This window comes from Comamonas squillarum, assembly GCF_025309455.1.
Classification (GTDB): domain Bacteria; phylum Pseudomonadota; class Gammaproteobacteria; order Burkholderiales; family Burkholderiaceae_C; genus Comamonas; species Comamonas squillarum.
In genome coordinates this window covers 501,463-516,429 of the sequence record NZ_CP104377.1, presented here as the reverse complement: position 1 = coordinate 516,429, position 14,967 = coordinate 501,463, and the positions used below count along the sequence as shown (strand labels likewise).

The 14,967-nt window shown below is 62.6% G+C and carries 18 protein-coding genes; 12 read left to right on the top strand and 6 right to left on the bottom strand.

What is annotated here, in order from left to right; genetic code table 11:
- Nucleotides 1-55 precede the first annotated feature (55 nt).
- From N4T19_RS02380 to N4T19_RS23300, 7 genes are all read left to right on the top strand, one after another.
- A complete protein-coding gene (locus tag N4T19_RS02380) occupies nucleotides 56-967 on the top strand; it encodes a LysR substrate-binding domain-containing protein (protein ID WP_260719350.1) in 912 nt (303 codons plus the stop codon).
- Between the two features lie 422 nt (nucleotides 968-1,389).
- On the top strand, nucleotides 1,390-2,361 hold the full coding sequence (locus tag N4T19_RS02375; RefSeq protein ID WP_116926954.1) for a ferritin-like domain-containing protein: 972 nt from the start codon (nucleotides 1,390-1,392) through the stop codon (nucleotides 2,359-2,361).
- 84 nt (nucleotides 2,362-2,445) lie between these two features.
- Nucleotides 2,446-2,661 (top strand): hypothetical protein, encoded by a 216-nt coding sequence (locus N4T19_RS02370; RefSeq protein WP_260719349.1) that lies wholly within the window; start codon nucleotides 2,446-2,448, stop codon nucleotides 2,659-2,661.
- Between the two features lie 8 nt (nucleotides 2,662-2,669).
- Complete coding sequence (locus N4T19_RS02365; RefSeq protein ID WP_260719348.1) at nucleotides 2,670-4,082, top strand: Nramp family divalent metal transporter; 1,413 nt, start codon at nucleotides 2,670-2,672, stop codon at nucleotides 4,080-4,082.
- Between the two features lie 223 nt (nucleotides 4,083-4,305).
- Nucleotides 4,306-4,602, top strand: coding sequence for a cupin domain-containing protein (locus N4T19_RS02360; RefSeq protein ID WP_260719347.1), 297 nt, complete (start codon nucleotides 4,306-4,308; stop codon nucleotides 4,600-4,602).
- A 106-nt stretch (nucleotides 4,603-4,708) separates the two neighbouring features.
- The gene (locus N4T19_RS02355; RefSeq protein ID WP_260719346.1) at nucleotides 4,709-5,116 is read left to right on the top strand and encodes a GFA family protein; all 408 of its coding nucleotides are present in this window, start codon (nucleotides 4,709-4,711) and stop codon (nucleotides 5,114-5,116) included.
- Nucleotides 5,117-5,408: 292 nt separating this feature from the next.
- Nucleotides 5,409-5,627 carry a GNAT family N-acetyltransferase gene (locus N4T19_RS23300; protein ID WP_409935148.1) on the top strand — a complete coding sequence of 73 codons (219 nt, stop codon included), beginning with the start codon at nucleotides 5,409-5,411 and terminating at the stop codon, nucleotides 5,625-5,627.
- Nucleotides 5,628-5,725: 98 nt separating this feature from the next.
- On the opposite strand, the gene N4T19_RS02350 is transcribed toward N4T19_RS23300, so the two are convergent.
- Nucleotides 5,726-6,934 carry a serine hydrolase domain-containing protein gene (locus tag N4T19_RS02350; RefSeq protein ID WP_260719345.1) on the bottom strand — a complete coding sequence of 403 codons (1,209 nt, stop codon included), beginning with the start codon at nucleotides 6,932-6,934 and terminating at the stop codon, nucleotides 5,726-5,728.
- A 144-nt stretch (nucleotides 6,935-7,078) separates the two neighbouring features.
- On the opposite strand from N4T19_RS02350, the gene N4T19_RS02345 reads away from it, so the two are divergent.
- Complete coding sequence (locus tag N4T19_RS02345; RefSeq protein ID WP_116926961.1) at nucleotides 7,079-8,011, top strand: LysR family transcriptional regulator; 933 nt, start codon at nucleotides 7,079-7,081, stop codon at nucleotides 8,009-8,011.
- An 86-nt stretch (nucleotides 8,012-8,097) separates the two neighbouring features.
- Here the strand turns inward: N4T19_RS02345 and N4T19_RS02340 are convergent, their stop codons facing one another.
- Nucleotides 8,098-9,045, bottom strand: coding sequence for a LysR family transcriptional regulator (locus tag N4T19_RS02340; protein WP_260719344.1), 948 nt, complete (start codon nucleotides 9,043-9,045; stop codon nucleotides 8,098-8,100).
- A 109-nt stretch (nucleotides 9,046-9,154) separates the two neighbouring features.
- Here N4T19_RS02340 and N4T19_RS02335 point away from each other — a divergent pair, with 109 nt between their 5' ends.
- Nucleotides 9,155-10,117 carry a DMT family transporter gene (locus N4T19_RS02335; protein ID WP_260719343.1) on the top strand — a complete coding sequence of 321 codons (963 nt, stop codon included), beginning with the start codon at nucleotides 9,155-9,157 and terminating at the stop codon, nucleotides 10,115-10,117.
- Between the two features lie 209 nt (nucleotides 10,118-10,326).
- Here N4T19_RS02335 and N4T19_RS02330 read toward each other — a convergent pair whose 3' ends face one another.
- Together N4T19_RS02330 and N4T19_RS02325 are read right to left on the bottom strand one after the other, a co-directional pair.
- On the bottom strand, nucleotides 10,327-10,527 hold the full coding sequence (locus N4T19_RS02330) for a hypothetical protein (RefSeq protein WP_133248190.1): 201 nt from the start codon (nucleotides 10,525-10,527) through the stop codon (nucleotides 10,327-10,329).
- Nucleotides 10,528-10,594: 67 nt separating this feature from the next.
- Nucleotides 10,595-10,768, bottom strand: coding sequence for a hypothetical protein (locus tag N4T19_RS02325; protein WP_165841217.1), 174 nt, complete (start codon nucleotides 10,766-10,768; stop codon nucleotides 10,595-10,597).
- A gap of 675 nt (nucleotides 10,769-11,443) precedes the next feature.
- Between N4T19_RS02325 and N4T19_RS02320 the strand changes: the two genes are divergently transcribed.
- Nucleotides 11,444-11,830: a hypothetical protein gene (locus tag N4T19_RS02320; protein WP_260719342.1), complete on the top strand. Its 387-nt coding sequence runs from the start codon at nucleotides 11,444-11,446 to the stop codon at nucleotides 11,828-11,830.
- 173 nt (nucleotides 11,831-12,003) lie between these two features.
- Here N4T19_RS02320 and N4T19_RS02315 read toward each other — a convergent pair whose 3' ends face one another.
- Nucleotides 12,004-12,231 carry a hypothetical protein gene (locus N4T19_RS02315; protein WP_116926964.1) on the bottom strand — a complete coding sequence of 76 codons (228 nt, stop codon included), beginning with the start codon at nucleotides 12,229-12,231 and terminating at the stop codon, nucleotides 12,004-12,006.
- A gap of 313 nt (nucleotides 12,232-12,544) precedes the next feature.
- Between N4T19_RS02315 and N4T19_RS02310 the strand changes: the two genes are divergently transcribed.
- Nucleotides 12,545-12,997 carry a hypothetical protein gene (locus N4T19_RS02310; protein ID WP_133248192.1) on the top strand — a complete coding sequence of 151 codons (453 nt, stop codon included), beginning with the start codon at nucleotides 12,545-12,547 and terminating at the stop codon, nucleotides 12,995-12,997.
- An 11-nt stretch (nucleotides 12,998-13,008) separates the two neighbouring features.
- Here N4T19_RS02310 and N4T19_RS02305 read toward each other — a convergent pair whose 3' ends face one another.
- A complete protein-coding gene (locus N4T19_RS02305) occupies nucleotides 13,009-13,947 on the bottom strand; it encodes a DMT family transporter (protein ID WP_260719341.1) in 939 nt (312 codons plus the stop codon).
- 131 nt (nucleotides 13,948-14,078) lie between these two features.
- On the opposite strand from N4T19_RS02305, the gene N4T19_RS02300 reads away from it, so the two are divergent.
- The gene (locus N4T19_RS02300) at nucleotides 14,079-14,930 is read left to right on the top strand and encodes a LysR family transcriptional regulator (RefSeq protein WP_232539616.1); all 852 of its coding nucleotides are present in this window, start codon (nucleotides 14,079-14,081) and stop codon (nucleotides 14,928-14,930) included.
- The last annotated feature ends 37 nt before the right edge of the window (nucleotides 14,931-14,967 follow it).

The following is a 14,967-nucleotide window of genomic DNA, read 5'->3' as shown; positions in this document are numbered from 1 at the left end:
AATAGACTGGCCGCAAGAACATCATTTGTGAATTGATCTCAACAAGGAGGACCGCATGGCGCGTCTGGAAGTCAATCGGTCCGGCGAACTGGAGGTGTTCGTGCGCGTGATTGAATCAGGGGGCTTCTCCGCCGCTGCGCGCGCCGTTGGCATGACGCCGTCTGCGGTCAGCAAGTTGGTAGCTCGCCTGGAACAGCGTCTGGGCACTAGACTGGTGAACCGGTCTACCAGGCAGCTCCAACTCACGCCCGAAGGCTGCGTCTTCTACGAGCGCGGGGTACGTATCCTGGCCGATCTGGAAGAAGCAGAGCACTGCGCCAGTACGCACACTGCGCCGCGCGGTCGGCTGCGCGTCAATGCCAACGTACCCTTCGGCCACCATTTTCTGCTGCCGCTTGCGCCTGCATTTCTGGCGTCCCATCCCGACGTGACGCTGGATATCGTATTGACTGATGAGGTGATCGACATCCTGGAGCAGCGTACCGATATAGCCGTGCGTGCCGGGCCGATGAAGGATTCCAACCTGGTGGCGCGGAAGTTGGGCGGCACACGCATGCTGATTGTGGGAGCGCCCAGCTATCTGGCCCGCCATGACATGCCAACCACGCCGCAGGAACTGGAGCACCACAACCGCCTGGGAGCAAACTATGCACGGGCGCAACCCGGCTGGCCGCTGCGGCATGCCGGTGAAGATGCCGTCCTTCCCATCAATGGCAATGCGCAGGCCAGTGACGGCGAAGCCTTGCGCCAGTTGGCGCTGGCGGGGCTGGGTTTGGCGCGCCTGGCCGCCTTCCAGGTACGCGAGGACTTGGCCGCTGGACGCCTGCTGCCGGTTCTCGAACACTGCAATCCGGGCGATATCGAAGAGGTACACGCCGTCTATGTCGGACAAGGCGGCTATCTGCCGCTGCGCGTGCGCGCTTTTCTTGACTTTCTGGTCCAGACGGTTGATCTCGACAAGCATTGAGGCAGACCCGGGGCCAAAAAGGAGTTAGGAAATTCCTAACAGCGGTCAACGATCGGCTCGCGGTGTAGCCCGTCCAGAGCTGCAACAGTGCGCTATTGTCGTTCAGGCAAGCATTCGTCAGTACCAGCACCGGCAAGCGCAGCCGATGTTTGTGCCTCATCCATCTGAACCCAGCAGTGCGCAAATGGTGATCCTCAATTCGTCTCGGCGAATTAGAAAGAAGCGCCGAATTGTAAAGACCCAAAATTTGTGAATCCACCTCGCCTACTGCTGCGTACAGCGCAAGTAGCAAGAGCCGACGTCATCAGTCTCCACTGACCAGGCTTTTGTGCTGAGCTGCTTCTTGCTGCACCGTGTGCTGTCTAACGACGGCGCATTCCTGTGTAGGTAGGCGCGTTAAGCGCAACTCGAAAGGAAATCACATGTCTGACGAATCAGTGTTGATAGGTGTATTGCAACAGCGGGCCAGGAAATTGGAAGACCGGCGTCAATTCTTCAGAAAGACGGGAGGCGTGGCAGCAGGTATGGCGGGTGGGGCCATTTTGACGGCTTGCGGGGGTGGCGGCAGTGATGCCAATGCCCAGAACAACGGCCCGACCGATGTGGAGATCCTGAACTTTGCGCTGAACCTGGAATATCTGGAATCGCAGTTCTACCACTACGCAGTGTTTGGCACGGGGCTGCCCGCCAATATGCAGTCGGGCACCGGCACGCAGGGGGGCATCACCGGCGGGCGGGCGGTGGCGTTCAAGGATCCGCTGGTAGCGCAGTACGCCAAGGAGATCGCCCAGGACGAGGTGGCCCACGTGGCCTTTTTGCGCAAGGCCCTGGGCTCGGCCGCAGTGGCGCAGCCGCAGATCGACATTGGCGGCACGGACCCGAATGGGGCCTTCTCGGTGGCAGCGCGCGCTGCCGGTCTGGTGGGTGCGGGCGTGGCTTTCGATCCCTATGCCAGTGACGAGAACTTTTTGCTGGGCGCCTTTATCTTCGAGGACGTGGGCGTAACGGCCTACAAGGGCGCATCGCCGCTGATCACCAACAAGACCTACCTGGAAGCTGCTGCCGGCATTCTGTCTGCCGAGGCCTACCATGCAGGTCTGGTGCGCACGGTGCTCTATGCCAAGGGCCTCGCCACCCCCGCGCTGCGCTCGGCAGCCGGCGCCATCTCCGATGCGCGCGATAGCCTCGATGGCTCCTCCGATGTGGACCAGGGCATTACGGGGGATGACAGCACCTCCAATATCGTGCCCCTGGATGCTGACGGCATTGCCTACAGCCGCTCGCCAGGTGATGTGCTGAACATCGTCTACCTGACCAAGGACTCTGCCACCAAGGGCGGCTTCTTCCCAGCCGGTGTGAATGGTGCGTTAGTGATGAGCTCAGCCTTTGCTTAACTCGTAGCAACATCCTGCCCCGCTCTGGGGCAGGATTTCTACCAGGCGGGCCCGAGACCGTGGTATCTCTGCGAAGGAGTTGCGATGAAGTCCTTTTTTCCTCAATCCTTTGAAGCAGGCGCCCCCAGCAAGACGCGGCGGCTCAAACCCGGCATGTTGGCGCGCCGTTGTGTGGGGAGCTTGATCGTCTTGGCCGGTGCCGCCATCGTCACCGGTGATCTGCTGGCAGCTCTCAGCAATGGGGACACGGCGGCAACACCCCCCTCCACCACGCCGCACCAGGCACCAACGGCCAGATAAGAGCGTCCATGCCGCCGCCCACCTTCACCACACAAAACCCCTTGCGCAATCCAGCGCCCGAGCCAAGGCCAGAGCGCTGTGGCGCCATTGACCCAGACAATGGGAAGCTAGGCGATCCCAGCCTGCCGCAGGTTCACCGCAGCATTGCGGTGCCGCGCGGCACTGGCCGTTCGGCCAATGCACGGCGCATGCTGGCATTTGCCGGGCCCGGTTATTTGGTGGCGGTCGGGTATATGGACCCTGGCAACTGGGCCACCTCGATTGCGGGCGGTTCGCAGTTCGGCTACTCCTTGCTCGCGGTCATCTTTGCCTCCAATTTGATGGCGATGCTGTTCCAGGCGGCTGCTGTGCGCCTGGGCCTGGCCAGCGGCCGCGACCTGGCGCAGGCCTGCCGCGAACAATTTGCGCCACGCATCAACCTGATGCTGTGGTTCTTTTGCGAGATCGCCATCGTGGCCTGCAACCTGGCAGAGGTGTTGGGCATGGCCATCGGCCTGAACCTGTTGTTTGGCCTGCCACTGATCGCGGGCGTGTGCATCACCGTGGTCGATGTGATGCTGATTCTTGCGCTGCAAAGCCGGGGGTTTCGCGCGCTGGAATCGGTCGTCATCGGGCTGGTGGCCTTGATCGGCATTTGCTTCGGTGCCCAGCTGGTGTGGCTGCATCCACCGCTGGCCACGGTGCTGTCCGGGTTCATTCCGCGCTCCGAGATCGTCACCAATCCGGAGATGCTCTACCTGGCCGTCGGCATCGTCGGCGCAACTGTGATGCCGCACAACCTGTACCTGCACTCGGCCATCGTGCAGACGCGTGAACACAGCAAGACTCTGGAAGGCACACGCCAGGCGATCCGCTTTGCCACCATCGACTCGACCGTCGCATTGGGTTTGGCGCTGTTTGTCAACGCCGCCATCCTGGTCGTGGCGGCAGGCGCATTTAATCGCCCGGGCACACCACCCGTGACCGAGCTGTCAGACGCCTACCATTTGCTGTCGCCTGTCTTGGGCGTCGGCATTGCCAGCGCAGTGTTTGGCACCGCCCTGCTCGCCTCGGGCCTGAGCTCTTCAGTGACGGGCACCCTGGCGGGCCAGATCGTGATGGAAGGCTTTTTGCAGATTCGCCTGTCGCCCTCGATGCGGGCGCTGCTGACCCGGCTTATCGCCATCGTGCCCGCCGTCATCGCCACTGCCTGGTATGGCAGCGAAGGCGCCACGGCGTTGCTGGTGTTCAGCCAGGTGGTCCTCAGCATGCAGCTGCCCTTTGCCATTGTGCCGCTGTTAATGTTCACCACCCGCCGTCACGCACTGGGAGCGCTGACTTTTGGCAGGCCTATGGCCATCCTGTTGTGGAGTTGCGCCGCCGTCGTGGTGTCGCTGAACCTGTGGATGCTGCAAAGGCTGTTTTTCGCGACGGCGATATGAACCGTATCGAGCCTGGTGCCCAGGCTGTGAGGGGGAAGGCAGGAGACAGCGCAGCCTGCATCGGCGGCTGCTGTCAGCCCCATATAGGCTGCTAACGACATGATAGCTAGTACGGCACGATGCAGGCATTCAGCTACAGTTCATGCCTGTGGATCGCCCGTCGCGCTTGCAATTGTGCTGAGGTGCGCACCGCAGTGCGATCCAAACTGTGAAGTAGAAAAGCATGTCCTTATTTGACCTCGATGCCATCGCCAATGGTCTGCCTGCTGCGTGGAACTCCACCGTGCTTGGCACCGTGGGATCGACCAACATCAAACTCGTGCGGATGGACCAGATGCCTTATGGCGAGGAAGTGCATGACTACGACGAGGGATTGCTGGTCGTGAGCGGCCAGATGATGCTGGAGGTAGCAGGCCAGGCCCTGTGCGTGGAAGCCGGTCAGATGTACATTGCCGAGGCAGGCATTCCTCATGCGGTTTTAGCCGGCAGCCAGGGCAGCCTGGTGATTGTGGACCTCTGAACTACGGGACCTGAGGTAATGAGCAGCGCTGCAAAAGCTGGGTCATCCCCATCCCCAACCGACCTATCGACGCCGCTCTGGCGGCGCTTCCCCAAAAAGGATCAGCATGAAAGTAGAAGGCCGGTGCCTATGCGGCGCCATTGAATTTGAGGCAGAAGTGCAGCCAGGCAGCATGACCATCTGCCATTGCCTCGATTGCCAAACGCACTCAGGCTCTGCCTTCAGAGCCAATATCTCCGCCCCTGCGGCCAGCTTCAGACTGACCAAGGGCATGCCGCGCACCTTCGTCAAGACAACGGCCAGCGGAAACAAGCGCAATCTTGCATTCTGTGAAAACTGTGGCAGCCCGCTGTATGCCTGCACCGTGGAAAATCCGCAGGCCTACTCTCTGCGTACCGGCGTGCTTCAACAACGCGAGGCGCTGGAAAGCCCACAGCGGGAGATATGGACGAAGCGACGGAGAGCCTGGGTGGCACTCGCAGGGGTGAGTGAAACGCACGACGGTCAACCCTGATGCAATGGTTTTTGTGGCAGAGTGGCGACGAGGAGCATGTGTGCCGACCGGATCAGCGGCATATGCGGCAGACAGCCAGCACATGGGTCCACTGAACGTCAGTCCCTGCGAGAGTCCGCGTCCGTTGAGAGCCCTACGCATCCATGCATTTCGCCATTCGTCAAGCAACAGCATCAGATGCAGATTCGGTCAGCCACCTTGTCACCGGCTTGGCGCATCACTTCCTCTCTGATCCGGCTTCTGGGGAGACCCGGCCTTTTATGGCCGGACTCACTTCTTCCGCCAGCGCTGAGTGGATCCGCTCCTCGCAATCCAAGCATTAGGTTGCAGAGAACACTGCGGATTATGTGGCGTTGCGGCGTTACGCGACCGGATACATGTCTACCATCTTTTTGTGAGGGCGGATGCACAAGTCCAGGGTATAGGTCGCGCACTTTGGCAGCATGCCCGGCTTCGGTCAAACCATTCCACCTTCACCGTCAACGCATCTCTTAACGCAGTCCCGGTGTAGCTGTCTGCGTCTGACATTTCTTTGATGGACCTTGGCCCAAAGCTGGTACATCCCTGACAAATGGTTCCGCATCTCGTCCCGAGCGAAGTACTTGGCAGTCACCGCGCGATGCCCCGATACACCGCATCCCGCAATTCCGTCACAAACCGCCCCGACATCCCCTCGTACAAGGTATTCGTCAGCCCCACCACCGTCAGCCCTAGGGGCCGGTCCACCCACCAAGCATGGCCGTAAGCGCCACCCCAGCGCCAGGTGCCAAGCGATTCCGGCGACTGCGCCAGCTCAGGATCGCGCAGCACCGAGAAACCCAAACCAAACCCCAATCCCGGGCCGGCCGCCAGATCTCGCCCCTGGGTTTGGTCGCGTGCCATCTCGGCGATCAGGTGCTCCGGCAGCCAGCCATCTTGGCCAGTGCGCAATGCTTCCAGTAGGCACAGCACATCATCCGCTGTGCCAACCATGCCGGCGCCCCCCCCGGAGGGAAAGGCGCCCGCATCCAAAGCGCGGGATGGGCTGTAGCGGATGCCCACCGTACCGTCGAAGGGGGCAACCACCTCGCCTTCCTGCAAGCGGTGTGGCACGGGGCCGCCGTTGACATAGGGCGTTGCCAGGCGCGCGGCATCGCGGCAGACAAAGCCGGCATCGGCCATGCCCAAGGGCTGCGTGACCAGTGCTTCCACTGCCAGCGGCAAGCGGGTGTTGCACACCGCTTCGACCAGGGCGCCCAGCACATCCACCGCCAAGGAGTAGCCCCAGCCGGTGCCGGGCTCGTAGAGCAGCGGCACGCTGGCGATGCGGCGCAGGTTCTCCTGCAGATCGATGCCGCTGGCATCCATGCCATCGGACACACCAGCTTGGGCATAGGGCCCTTGGTCGTCTGCCTCAAAAAAGCGGTAGCCCAGGCCAGCGGTGTGGCTCAGCAGCTGGCGCAGGCTGATGCACGTCTCGCGCCCATCGGGCAAGCGGGGACGGAAGGCCGGCAGCCAGGTGGTGATGGGCTCGTCCAAGCCCAGGCGCCCATCTGCTACCAACCGCATCACGGCGGCACTGAGGACGGGCTTGCTGACGGAGGCCCAGCGAAACACGGTGTTCTCGGCCATCGCGGTGCGCGCCTCCCGGTCTGCCCAGCCTGCTGCGATGCGGCACAGCGCCTGACCATGCTGGTAGACCAGCACCACGGCGCCCACTAGGCGCTGCTCGGCCAGGGCCCTATGCAACACCTCGGCAACCGGCGCCCACGGCCCAGCCAAGCCAACAACTACCTGCGGCACACCACTGCCGGGTGCGCCAGAAACTGAAAAATCCATAGCATCGCTACCTTGGTTGGAACACAGCCATTAGCTTAGGCAGCCTGCGATCTCAGAAAAACCAGGATAGAGTTCCATACTTTCATGACATTTATGTCCGCAATGAACCCAGGCTATACGGGCCAGAAACGCAGGTGAGAACACATGGATAGCCTCAACGCATTTACGGTGTTTGTGCAGGTGGCAGAGACGCGCAGCTTTACGGCAGCGGGCCGCCTGCTGGGTATTTCTGCCTCGGCCGTGGGCAAGAGTGTGGCGCGGCTGGAAGACAAGCTGGGCGTGCGCCTTTTCCACCGCAGCACGCGCAGCATTACGCCAACGGCCGAAGGCCTGCTGCTGCTCGAGCGCAGCAGGCGCATCCTGGCGGAGATCGAGGCGGCGCAAACGGAGCTGTCGCAGGCCTCATCGGCGCCCCGGGGGCGGCTGCGCGTGAGCCTGCCCTTGGTGAGCACCTTGGTGCTGCCGGTGTTGGCCGATTTCATGCGCGACTACCCCGATATCCAGCTGGACCTGGATTTTTCTGACCGCTTGGTGGATGTGGTGGAAGAAGGCTTTGATGCCGTGGTGCGCACGGGCGAGCCTGCCGATTCGCGCCTGGTGGCCCGCAAGCTGGGCCATTTCAAGATGCTGCTGGTGGCGTCGCCAGGCTACCTGGCCGCCCACGGCACCCCCCAGAAGGTGCAAGACCTGGCCTCTCACCGCTGCATGCATTTCCGCTGGCCGTACAGCGGCAAGCTGGAGGCCTGGCCGCTTCCCGCCGCGGACGATGGCGAGCCCGTCAACCTGCCGGTGTCCATGGTCTGCAACAATATCGAAACCCGCGCCTGCTTTGCGTTGCAGGGGCGCGGCATCGCCTGCCTTCCGGACTTTGCCATCGGCGACGCGCTGGCCGATGGCAGGCTGGTGCAGGTCATGCCCGGGCTGGCCGAGCGCACGGGGGTGTTCCACATTCTGTGGCCTGCGGGCCGGCATGCATCGCCCAAGGTCAGGGCGCTGGTGGACTATCTTTGCGAGCGGATGTTTGCGGCTGCGGACACGAAAACGCAGCCCGGCGGGGCAGGCAAACGGCGCGCTTGATCGCTGATGCGCTGCGCGACCTTGCCCCGATCGCCCTCGCCTGCCCATGCCCATGCCCATGCCCATGCCGATGCGCTGTGCTTTGCTTATGCGGATACGTAGGCGGACGCAGCCCTGCGCTGCAAATAGTCCAGCATCGCACGCAGTTTGGGCGGTATGTGCGGCCCGGGGGCATGCAAGGCGTAGGCCATGCGCGGGGCGTAGCTGCCCGCCAGCTGCCAGCCGGGCAGCACCTGCACCAGGCTGCCGTTGGCAAGATGGCTGCGCGCGACAAAGTCGGCCATCAGCGCGATGCCAGAGGCAGCGCCATGCTGCAGCGCATTGAGCAAGCCCTGGCTGCTGGCAATGGTGATGGGGGTGTTCAGCCGCAGCTTGGTGGCAACAGTATTGGGCGCATCGGCTGGCACCAGCTCCACCAGGTTTTGGAAGGGGCCGTAGCCCAGGCTCATGCAGGGGTGGGCGAGCAGATCCTGTGGTTGGTTGATCGCCTGCCGGGATTGCAGATAAGCGGGATGCGCCACCAGGACATAGCCCACGCGCTGCAGCGGCCGGGCCACCATGGCGGGCGGTAGCGCATCGGCTGCAGTGATGCGGATCGCCAGATCCAGCCCTTCGGCGGTCAGGTCGGCCATGGTGTCGCTCATGCTCAGTTGCACCTGCACCTCGGGAAAGCGCGCGCAAAAGCCGGGCAGCAGCGGTGCCAGCCACCAATCGCCAAACACCAAGGGGGCGTTGATGCGCAAGATGCCCTGCGGCTGCTGGCGGTGGGCCGTCGCACGCGATACCGCCTGCTCGGCGCTGTGCAGCATCAGCAGGCAATCGGCATGCACGGCCGCCCCCACCTCGGTCAGCGACAGGGACCGCGTCGTGCGGTGCAGCAGCTTGACGCCCAGTGCCGATTCCAGCCGGCCGACGCTGCGGCTGACAGCGCCGGTGGTGAGGTGCAACTGCCGCGCCGCGCCCGCAAAGCTGTGCTGGGCGACAACCTGGACAAAGACCTGCATATCGGCAAGCGGGAGGGTATCGGGGGTCATGGCATCTCAGTGTTGATTTGAAGACAATAATAAATTGAATCAAAGCCATATTGTTTAATGATTGCGTTTGCATGACCATCGGAGCCATTGAATCCAGCGAGATACCGCCATGAACGCCTCCAGCGCAGCAGCCATGCCCCAAGCGGCAGCGAACCCCACCAACAGCCACAGCACCGGCGGCACCTGGCGCATGGCCGCCGCGATGGTCTTGTCGGGGACGATTGGCCTGGCCGTCATCGAGAGCGGTTTGCCGGTGGAGCGCGTGGTGCTGCTGCGCTGTTTGCTCGGTGCACTGGGCCTGGGCCTGTGGCTATGGTGGCAGCGGGCCTGGGTGCGACCGGACCGGCGGGCCTGGACGGCGATGCTGATCGGCGGCCTGGCTTTGGTGGCCAACTGGGTGATGCTGTTCCACGCCTATGCCTATGTGGGCATCGCCATTGCCACGGTGGTCTACCATGTGCAGCCTTTTATGCTGGTGCTGGCCGCCGCCTTAGGGGGCGAGGCCATGGGCGGGCGCAAGCTGCTGTGGATGCTGCTGGCACTGGCGGGCGTGGTGCTGAGCAGTGGGCTGGGCAGCGAGGCCGCTGCCACCATCGCCGCGCAGGCGAGCGCGCCGGTCTGGGGCATTGTGCTGGCGCTGCTGGCCGCCGCCCTCTACACCGTGACGGTGGTCAGCACGCGGCGCGTCCAGGGCATTGCACCGGCGCAAATTGCGATGGTGCAGATGCTGGTGGGGGGCGCTGCGCTGGCGGTGTGGTCTGCACCGCAGCTGGTGCAGATGCTGGGGCCCAGCGCCCACCTGCCATCGGTCAAGACGCTTGTCTGCGTGCTGGTCTTGGGCCTGCTGCACACCGCGCTGATGTACGGACTGATGTATGGCGCCTTTCAGCGCCTGGGCCCAGCCGCCATTGCGATGCTGAGCTTTATCTACCCGGCAGTGGCCCTGGCCGTGGACTTGCTTTGGTTTGGTGCCCACCCCAGCACGCTCCAATGGTGGGGCATGGGCTTGATTGTGGCGGCGGTACTGGGCTTTCGCTGGCAGGATCTGCGGGGCGGAGAACGATCCACATAGATGCCTGCTTGGGGTTGAATCCAGATTCGTCCGATCCGCCGCACTGTCTTCGCTGGCAATAATTCAGGCTCGCTCTCAAACGACGCCTTTGGCCCCATCCCCATCCGCTGCCAGCTTACGGAGCAAGAGTTTTGCAGAGACTGGTGGGTACCGCCGGGTCCATATAGTTGGCCGTTCACTCCACCAGCCCCATCGGCAGCGCAGCCGATTCATCCATGGCTTTTGAGGGTAATCAAGGTCTTTTTGACCTGGCCACGGTAGGACAGCTCGTCGCCGTCATAGGCCGCCCGCTCCTTCCAGGTCTGGCGGGCAGGAGGCGCATCTTCCGAGTAGGAAATGCGCTCCGTCTCCAGCCGTGATTTCTGGATATCCGTCATCTTGGAGGGCTTGGCCTTTAGGTTGAGTTTCATGACCCGTTGATCCTGTTCAGTGCGGGGGTAGAGAGTACGCCTCGCGGGCATCTCATCGCCCCTGTCTTCATGCTGAGATGAAATAGATTTCGTGCAAGCGCTCTGCCACACGCCGCTCGGCCTGCAGGCGATAGCCTTTGGATTTCCAGATATCAACCTGTGCCGTGGTCTGATTCTTGGCCACCCGCCGCGTGTTTCTGGCGCCCAGTCGGCCCAGATAGATGTCGTAAAACGTCTCCATCCCTACTCCTGTAAAAAGGCAAGCGCCGATGCTGGCAGGCGGGCTGAGCATGGGAACATGCGGCCCCCCGGTCTCGTGCGGGTACATCAGGAAGGATTGCCTCACCCCACGGTACTCCTTTTAATGACCTTAAACCGCGCAACCCCAAAATCTCTGCCGGACGCAGGCAGCCCAACAGTCCGAGCCCGCCATGGTCTGGACGGAGGAGATTTCTTTTCGGCTTGTCTCACTTGGATTTCTCGCCGCTCCATGCCCAACAAAAGACGGCTGACTGGAAGGCGGTAATCACCGTTGAAAATGCCCAGTTTGGCGTTGGACCCAAGAGCGCTAACTGCATAAAACGCTGCTATGTGATCTCACGAAATCGTCCATGGACTCGCATCTGCGCCCAGCTCTCACATAACCAGGCATTCGATGCACCTTGCCATGGTCTGAACGCGGGCTTGTGCAATCCGCTCGCCATCCTTGAGAAAAATACAGCTGCACCCGCTGCAATGCCACCCCGCTGACTTTATAGCCATCGCTGCATTATTGGCAATTATTCACCCGCATCAAATACCACATCAACCGCATCTACCACGACACAGGAGATTCATCATAAAAAATCACTTACGCGCTGGAAACCGTTTTATCCCCGATGCGCTTCATTTGATTAAATTCAGGATAGCCATTTGAGTGGAATTATCCAAACTGAGATGCTGGTTACAGCAGCAATGCAAAAAATATGCATTTTATGCTTTTATTCTCTTTGCTTTGCAATATAAGTGGCGTTTCCGCATTTATTTTTTGAGAAAGTGTGTGAGCTTGCTATCCAAAAATATGGCCTACGCCACTTGTCTGCTGGTGGGAGGGCTTGTAGCAACGCCCGCTTGGTCGGCTGATTGCGTCAGCGGCGTCAATACGGCCAATTGCAGCGTACCGGCTGGTTCAAGCTCGGTCGTAATCGAAGTCTGGGGCGGCGGGGGTGGATCGGGAGGCGGCGATATCGGCATCGATGGCGGCGGCGGGGGCGGTAGCGCCTACTGCAAGGGCAGCTTCAGTTTGGCCGCTGCACAGAGCTGACGATCAGCACTGGAACGGGTGGCACTGGTGGCGGCCTCGATGGCACAGCGGGTACCGCATCGACGGTGAGCTGGACGGGCGGCTCCATCACCGTCGCAGGGGGCGATGGCGCTACAGGCTCAACCGGTGGCGTAGGCGGAGCAGCTTGTAGTGGTTCTGGATTGACCGGTTTCTCAGGCGGCGCAGGCGCGGCTGGCGCGCCCACACCCACGGTGGAAGGCGGGGGCGGCGGCGGCTCTGCAGGCTCGGCGGCCAATGGTCTGCCCGGTGTCGGCTTGGTCGGCGGCATCGCCGTGGCAGATGGTGGCAAGGGCGGGAATGAAGAAGCGGCCGGCGGCGCGCCAGGCGGTGGCGGCGGCGGCAGCCGGGTGGGCATCGGCTTTGATGGTGGTGCCGGTCAAGTCAAGCTGAGCTTTGTCTCGCCTCCGGTAGCCAGCCCTACTGCGGTACCCACCCTTGGCCAGTGGAGTGTTCTGGCACTGAGCGGGACGCTGGCCATCGCCCGGCTTGGCAGGTCTGGGCCGCCGCAAACGCCAGTAAGGTCAGGACAGGAGGCAGTGGGCAGAGCGGCGGCTGCCCCTCCTCACAAGGGGACAGGCTTCGGCTGCCTTGCATCCTCGATGTGGCGCTCGCCACGCTCTTGACAAGAAATTTATCGCACACCGTAGTGGGCAAGCAACTCAGCGCTCCAGACAAGCCCGAGGAGACGCCAGAATGCTGTCGATGCGCTTCAAGTCTCAGCCCTCGATGGCATGGAACAAAGGCAAGGCCCACCTAAAACACCACTACGGTAGCGAGATGCTCTTCAATATTGACCTGAAAGCGATTCTGATTGCATTCGCCGTGAGTTATGGCGCAGTCACGCTGCTGCTGCAAAACATCACATTTGCGCTACTGGCCGCGTTGTTGCCCGATACCGCCCTCTATGGATTCGCCCCGCTTTTTCTCCTCGCGCTGTTCCTGTTGTTCACGCCCGTGCTCTCGGGCTATGTCGTGGCCAAATTGGCACGCAACCGGCCGCAACTCCATGTGTTGCTGAGCGCGCTGCTGGGTGCAGCGTTGTATGCGATTTTCAGCAAGTCGCATCCCCTGGTCTGGGCTTCTATCCCTTTGGTCTTGACCTGGCTGGGCCTCGCCCTCCTGGCCTGGAAGAACAAACGCCACTAGTGATCCACGGCTCAAGATGGGCTTGTTTTGCCAGAGGCCCGGCGCTCGGCATACCCAATGGCCAGCCCCATCACCACCACGCCCACCATCTGCAACGCCCCTAGCCTGTGGCCAAAATACTGCCAGTCCACCACGATCGCGATCGCCGGGTAGACAAACTGCAGCACTGCAATGCGCCCCGTCGGTAGCCGGGCCATGCCGATGTAGATCAAGGCATAGGCGGCGGCGGTATGCACCAGCCCCAGGGCAGCCAACCAGCCCCAAGCGGCACCCCAGGCCGGCCAGCCTTGCGTGGCGGGCGCCAGCCACAGCACGGCGCTGCCAACAGCGCATTGCCACCAGGCCAGCACACCGGCCGGCATGGCACGCAGGCGCCGCGCGATGACGGTGACCGCAGCAGTCAACAATGCGCCCAGCAAGCACATGCCCACGCCCCACCAGTACTGCGGCTGGGCGCCCTGCTGCGATGCGGCCTGCTGCAAAACGCCGGTGGCCAGCACCAGCCCGAGCATAGCCAGCGCGACTGCGGCCACCCTGTGCCTGCCCGGCCGCTCGCCCAGGCACAGCGCGCCAAGCACCAACACCCACATCGGCTGCATATGGAACAGCACCACCGCTACCCCGGCGGAGATGCGCTCCATCGCCGCGAAGAACAGCACCCAGCCCAGCACCATCAAGGCGCTGGCCAGCAGCACCCAGCCCGCCGTGCTGGGTGCCAGCCGCAGAACATGCAGCTGCCGGCGCCACAGCAACCAGGCCGTCAGCCCCAGAAGCCCGAAGGCACAGCGGAACCAGGTCGCCGTCAGAGCCCCGGCCTCGGCCATGTGTACAAAAATGCCGATGCTGCCCAAGAGCGCACTGCCCAGCACAAAGGGCAGCACGCCGCCCAGGGCCTTGCCCTGCGTAACAGATACAGTGGGTGCGGATCGGTCCATGCTTGCAGCGGTCATGCGCGCAGGGTGGGGATGTGGGCTCATGGCCGCCAGTGTGCTGCGCAGACTACTTATCGAAAAGCGCATAATTCATGCATCAGCTATTCGTTTATCGAAACCCCATGCCAGCAAGCTCGCAAGACCTACAGATGGATTGGCTCAAGTGCTTTGTCGCCGTGGTCGATACCGGATCCCTCTCGGGCGCAGCCGGCGAGGTGCACCGCTCCCAGTCTGCGGTCAGCATGCAGCTCAAAAAACTGGAGGCCGCTGTCGGCCACTGCCTGCTCGAACGCGACAGCCGCAGCCAGCAACTCACCGCAGAAGGCCAGAGGCTGCTGGGCTATGCGCGGCGCATTCTGGATCTGCACAGCGAGGCACAGTTTGCGCTGCAGGGCGAGGCGCTCAAAGGCAGCGTGCGCCTGGGGGTGCCCGATGACTATGCAGCCAGGTACCTCACGCCCGTGCTCAGGCGCTTTGCCCCCCGACACAGCGGCGTGGAGATCGTGCTCAGCTGCGAGCAATCGACCGCGCTGATTCCCCGTGTGGCGGCCGGCGATCTGGATCTGGCCTTGGTCTCGCGTGACCACGCCCGTAGGGGTACCCTGCTCTTTCATGAGCCCATGGTCTGGGTTGGCTCCGAGCACTTTGCACTGTGGCGGCGGGACCCGCTGCCCATCGCGGTGTATGAAGAAGCCAGCCTGGCCAGGCGCGGTGCCCTGCATTCGCTGGCCCTGCAAGGGCGCCAGCACCGCGTGGTCTACAACAGCTCCAGCCTGGCCGGGCAGATTGCCGCGGTGGAGAGTGGCCTGGCCGTCGCGGCACTGACCCAGTGCAGCGCGCCGCCCCATCTGCAGGTGCTGGGCAGCAAGCATGGGCTGGGCCCCTTGGCACCGATGGAGGTCGCCGTCTACCGCAGCAAGGAATCACGGCGCTCCAAGGCGGTAGACAGCTTGTACCGCCTGCTGGTGCATACGCTGAGGCAGGCGCAAGCGCCGGGGTAGTCCCAGGCAAGTGCCGTGGCGAGCAATGAATTCGTAA

What these genes read in the sequence shown, in the direction of transcription:
- N4T19_RS02380 (WP_260719350.1), top strand. Translation starts at nt 56, where the DNA reads ATGGCGCGTCTGGAAGTCAATCGGTCCGGCGAACTGGAGGTGTTCGTG.
- N4T19_RS02375 (WP_116926954.1), top strand. Translation starts at nt 1,390, where the DNA reads ATGTCTGACGAATCAGTGTTGATAGGTGTATTGCAACAGCGGGCCAGG.
- N4T19_RS02370 (WP_260719349.1), top strand. Translation starts at nt 2,446, where the DNA reads ATGAAGTCCTTTTTTCCTCAATCCTTTGAAGCAGGCGCCCCCAGCAAG.
- N4T19_RS02365 (WP_260719348.1), top strand. Translation starts at nt 2,670, where the DNA reads ATGCCGCCGCCCACCTTCACCACACAAAACCCCTTGCGCAATCCAGCG.
- N4T19_RS02360 (WP_260719347.1), top strand. Translation starts at nt 4,306, where the DNA reads ATGTCCTTATTTGACCTCGATGCCATCGCCAATGGTCTGCCTGCTGCG.
- N4T19_RS02355 (WP_260719346.1), top strand. Translation starts at nt 4,709, where the DNA reads ATGAAAGTAGAAGGCCGGTGCCTATGCGGCGCCATTGAATTTGAGGCA.
- N4T19_RS02350 (WP_260719345.1), bottom strand. Translation starts at nt 6,934, where the DNA reads ATGGATTTTTCAGTTTCTGGCGCACCCGGCAGTGGTGTGCCGCAGGTA.
- N4T19_RS02345 (WP_116926961.1), top strand. Translation starts at nt 7,079, where the DNA reads ATGGATAGCCTCAACGCATTTACGGTGTTTGTGCAGGTGGCAGAGACG.
- N4T19_RS02340 (WP_260719344.1), bottom strand. Translation starts at nt 9,045, where the DNA reads ATGACCCCCGATACCCTCCCGCTTGCCGATATGCAGGTCTTTGTCCAG.
- N4T19_RS02335 (WP_260719343.1), top strand. Translation starts at nt 9,155, where the DNA reads ATGAACGCCTCCAGCGCAGCAGCCATGCCCCAAGCGGCAGCGAACCCC.
- N4T19_RS02330 (WP_133248190.1), bottom strand. Translation starts at nt 10,527, where the DNA reads ATGAAACTCAACCTAAAGGCCAAGCCCTCCAAGATGACGGATATCCAG.
- N4T19_RS02325 (WP_165841217.1), bottom strand. Translation starts at nt 10,768, where the DNA reads ATGGAGACGTTTTACGACATCTATCTGGGCCGACTGGGCGCCAGAAAC.
- N4T19_RS02310 (WP_133248192.1), top strand. Translation starts at nt 12,545, where the DNA reads ATGCTGTCGATGCGCTTCAAGTCTCAGCCCTCGATGGCATGGAACAAA.
- N4T19_RS02305 (WP_260719341.1), bottom strand. Translation starts at nt 13,947, where the DNA reads ATGACCGCTGCAAGCATGGACCGATCCGCACCCACTGTATCTGTTACG.
- N4T19_RS02300 (WP_232539616.1), top strand. Translation starts at nt 14,079, where the DNA reads ATGGATTGGCTCAAGTGCTTTGTCGCCGTGGTCGATACCGGATCCCTC.